Source organism: Gloeomargarita sp. SKYB120 (assembly GCA_025062155.1).
In the GTDB taxonomy this organism is placed as follows: domain Bacteria; phylum Cyanobacteriota; class Cyanobacteriia; order Gloeomargaritales; family Gloeomargaritaceae; genus Gloeomargarita.
Genome location: JANXAM010000062.1, coordinates 1 through 3,564, shown reverse-complemented (window position 1 = coordinate 3,564; position 3,564 = coordinate 1). Strand labels below are relative to the sequence as shown.

Here is a 3,564-nt window from a genome sequence, read left to right as displayed (position 1 = left end):
ACCGATGCACGAGGTGGGATTTGAACCCACATACCGGCGATTATGAGTCGCTTGCCCTACCAGTCGGCCACTCGTGCGGACTGATACAATAGCATAGGCGATTTTAGCAAACCCATGGGGCAAGCCAAGCGATGGATAGGGGTCGTCACCCTAGGGTTTACAGTGTTGGCGCTGGTGGCAGGGGGAGTAGCGACCTGGTTTGGTTATCGGCTGGGACAAGAAGCGTTGAGTAAAGTAAGACAACCCGCGTTGAATCCGGTGACGCCCGATGACGACCCCAAGCCTTTCACATTGCTGGCAGAGGACGCGATTATCCGACAAGTGCAAGCGCTGATGGGCGTCAGTCATGTTCGTCCCAACACACCGACTCCTGCTCCGAGCGACCCTAACTTGCGTCTGCCGCTGCTGGCGTTGCAAGAGGGAGGAGTTTACATGGCCCTCGAACGAATAGACCAAGAAGGTGACCAAGCTGTACTGCTATTGCGCATACAAAATGAACGAGCAGAGGCGGTGCAACTCCAGCGACAATTCATCGTGCGCAATGACCGAGGCGAAATCCTGGACGTTGAAGTCGAAGGGTTACCCGTTCAACTGGCGCCGGGCAACCAAGCCACAGCCGTGCGGGTGAAAGTGCCTATCCGGCTGGGAAAGGTGCGGGTGGGCCTGACAGAAGTGGGGCAAACCATTCCCTTCATTGAGTTGCGGGATATTGCGTTAGAGCCAGCCCAACCAGCACCTACACCCAACTCCACCGTTAACTAACGGAGGGTAAGGAACTATTGCCACTGGGTTGACTACGCAAGTAATTCAAAAAGTCGAGTAATTCTTGATCACTCAATTCCTGCCGGCTGTTGCGACCGTAGGTGCGCCGGAGATATTCCCGCCCTTGGGCATTTGTCCACCCTAATCGCTTCATTTCGGCTGTGGTTTGGGCTAGGATGTCGAGCATATCCAGTTTGGGGGGGGTGGGGACCTCTTCTACGGGAGGAGGCGTAGTGGCCGGCGCTTCCACCGCTGGTGATGCAGAGACTGGTTTGGGTTCAGCAGTGGCGAGTAACACGGGGCGGGTCATTTCTTTTTCCTTGGGTGTCAGTCCCAAAGCCATCAAGGCCCGTTCCCTGGCGCGGTCTTCCGCCCCCTCGATGGTGCTGCCACTCCCCAGTCCCGTTGCCAAGGTCACCCCACCCACCTGCACTGTCACCCGTACCAGGTATTGCCCCTGGTGGATTTGCAGGAGTTCGCTGGTGAGGCAACCCAAGGGATACTTCTGGCGAAACTCCCCCAGCACTTACGACTGTTGACCCGTGACTTTACTAATAAATTCGCTGAGTTCCTGCACCACTGCCTTGCGGGATTCCGCCATCAGCAGGTAACGCAGGATATACCATAACCCCAATAGTTCCAGGACTGCTGGTAACAGCGGGATGGCATTGATGATCCCCAGCACCCCCGACACCAACGCCAGAACCAGTAGCGCCAGGGCAATGACCACCGCCAAACTAATAGTCTTGCGCTGTTCGCTAAAAAAGCTCTGCACCTTTTCCCAGGTCGGCCCCAGAAAACTGAGGGAATCCGCCAGCGTGTGTCGTAGCGAGTCCACTACTGCACCTGCCTTGCTTTTCGGCGGCGTGACATGGTCTGCTTCTGCTGTCTCCGCCTGGGGAGATGCCGTCACGGGTGGCGTTTCTTGGTCATGGTTTTCGAGCGGATGGGTTTCAGATTCCATAGCACCGACCTCGGCAAACACTGCTTGATGCGACTTTACTCCTGGAGTGACCGTTCCGGCAAGCCCTCTAACGGAACATGCTACTGACGGAACTGTCCTCGTGCACCCGCCAGATGGCTTCGCCAATCACATTCGCCACCGACAAAATTTTTAACTGGGGGAACCGCTTCTCTGGTGGCACCGGAATCGTATTGGTCACAATCACCTCCGTAAATACACTGTTAGCAAGCACCTGGGGCGCCTGTCCAGAAAAGACGGCATGGGTAGCACAGGCATAGACTGCTTGCGCCCCGTGTTCCATCAGCAACCGCGCCCCCTCGGTCATCGTGCCGCCAGTGTCAATCATGTCATCCACTAGAATTGCCGTCTTGCCCCGCACATCCCCGATCACATTCAATACCTCGGCCACATTGTGCCCCTGGCGCCGCTTGTCGATGATCGCGAGGGGGGCATCGTTTAATTTCTTGGCAAAGGCCCTGGCTCGGGCGACACCACCTACATCCGGTGACACCACCACAAAGTCGGTCAACCCCTTGCTGAGGATGTACTGTTGCAGGACATTGCTGGCATAGACATGGTCAAAGGGAATGTCAAAGTAGGCCTGAATCTGAGCCACGTGCAAATCCATTGCCAGAATCCGGCTAGCCCCCGCTTCGGTAATCAAATTCGCCACCAGTTTTGCCGTAATCGCTTCACGGCCAGCAGTTTTGCGGTCGGCGCGTGCATAGCCGTAATAGGGAATCACGGCGGTAATTTGCCGTGCGGAGGCTCGCCGACACGCATCAATCATGATCAGCAATTCCATCAGGTGGTCATTAACGGGATGGCAGGTCGGTTGCAGCAGATAGACATCACAACCCCGTACGGATTCCTGAATCTGGACGTATAACTCACCATCCGAAAAGCGCTTGCGGACAATTGGCCCCAAATCTACGCCCAGATACCGAGCGATTTCCTCCGCCAAAGGAACGTTAGCTGAACCTGCAAACAGGCGTAGGCGACCATGGTCGGTCGAAACTGGCATTGGTACAGACAGAGGACGAGAAGCTGGCAGCACCATCTCACCCCGGCAAAATCCTACCTGTCATCGTAGCACTTCCGCTGGACGACTCCCTGCAGGAAGCTCAGGTTCAACGCCGTGGCCGTCGCCGTTTTAAGAAATCAGGAATATCAATTTCTGGCGGTGGCTCCTCCACCTGGGGCTTCAGGTCCACATTAGGCGTGGCGGCATGGTTGGGCACCGGGGTCACAGGCCGAACCGTAGGTTGCGGTCGCGGCAATGAACTAGTGCTCGGTACAGCCGGTTGGAAACCAGTGGCAATCACCGTAATCCGCACCTCTCCCTGCAAGCGGTCGTCTAATACCGCTCCGAAGATAATGTTCGCTTCCGGGTCCACCACGTTGTAAATGATTTCTGCTGCCGTATTCACCTCGTGCAGGCTCAAATCGCTGCCCCCGGTGATATTAAACAGCACACCCTTGGCCCCGTGAATCGAAGACTCCAGCAGGGGTGAGGCAATCGCCATATTCGCTGCTTCGGCAGCCCGGCCTTTCCCCGTACCTGTACCAATTCCCATCAACGCTGACCCAGCATCGGCCATGATCGCCTTCACATCGGCAAAGTCCACGTTGACTAGACCCGGAATCGTAATAATGTCGGAAATGCCTTGCACCCCCTGGCGCAAAATGTCATCCGCCACCCGAAACGCCTCCTGCACCGGTGTAGATTCCCCAATTGTGGTCAACAGGCGGTCGTTAGGAATGACAATCAGGGTATCCACCCGGCTCTGGAGCATAGCAATACCCTCTTCCGCCTGAGCTGCCCGGCGTTTCCCTTC

Annotated in this window: 5 protein-coding genes and 1 tRNA gene; 1 reads left to right on the top strand and 5 read right to left on the bottom strand. The window is 56.3% G+C overall.

Annotated elements, in window-relative coordinates; genetic code table 11:
* Positions 1-5: 5 nt before the first annotated feature.
* Positions 6-77: transfer RNA gene (locus tag NZ705_12370), tRNA-Ile, on the bottom strand.
* A gap of 37 nt (positions 78-114) precedes the next feature.
* On the opposite strand from NZ705_12370, the gene NZ705_12365 reads away from it, so the two are divergent.
* Entirely contained in the window at positions 115-762 is a 648-nt protein-coding gene (locus tag NZ705_12365) for a hypothetical protein (GenBank protein MCS7293738.1), read from the top strand.
* On the opposite strand, the gene NZ705_12360 is transcribed toward NZ705_12365, so the two are convergent.
* The 4 genes from NZ705_12360 to NZ705_12345 all read right to left on the bottom strand — a co-directional run.
* Entirely contained in the window at positions 755-1,288 is a 534-nt protein-coding gene (locus NZ705_12360) for a hypothetical protein (GenBank protein ID MCS7293737.1), read from the bottom strand. The two genes, NZ705_12365 and NZ705_12360, sit on opposite strands and share 8 nt — an antisense overlap.
* Positions 1,289-1,726 carry a CAAD domain-containing protein gene (locus tag NZ705_12355; GenBank protein MCS7293736.1) on the bottom strand — a complete coding sequence of 146 codons (438 nt, stop codon included), beginning with the start codon at positions 1,724-1,726 and terminating at the stop codon, positions 1,289-1,291.
* A gap of 67 nt (positions 1,727-1,793) precedes the next feature.
* The gene (locus NZ705_12350) at positions 1,794-2,750 is read right to left on the bottom strand and encodes a ribose-phosphate pyrophosphokinase (GenBank protein MCS7293735.1); all 957 of its coding nucleotides are present in this window, start codon (positions 2,748-2,750) and stop codon (positions 1,794-1,796) included.
* Between the two features lie 106 nt (positions 2,751-2,856).
* Positions 2,857-3,564 (bottom strand): cell division protein FtsZ (locus tag NZ705_12345; protein ID MCS7293734.1); only part of this gene is annotated, 708 nt, incomplete at its 5' end.

Excerpts from the sequence above, each read along its gene's own strand:
- NZ705_12365 (MCS7293738.1), top strand. The coding sequence starts at position 115 with ATGGGGCAAGCCAAGCGATGGATAGGGGTCGTCACCCTAGGGTTTACA.
- NZ705_12355 (MCS7293736.1), bottom strand. The coding sequence starts at position 1,726 with ATGGAATCTGAAACCCATCCGCTCGAAAACCATGACCAAGAAACGCCA.
- NZ705_12350 (MCS7293735.1), bottom strand. The coding sequence starts at position 2,750 with ATGCCAGTTTCGACCGACCATGGTCGCCTACGCCTGTTTGCAGGTTCA.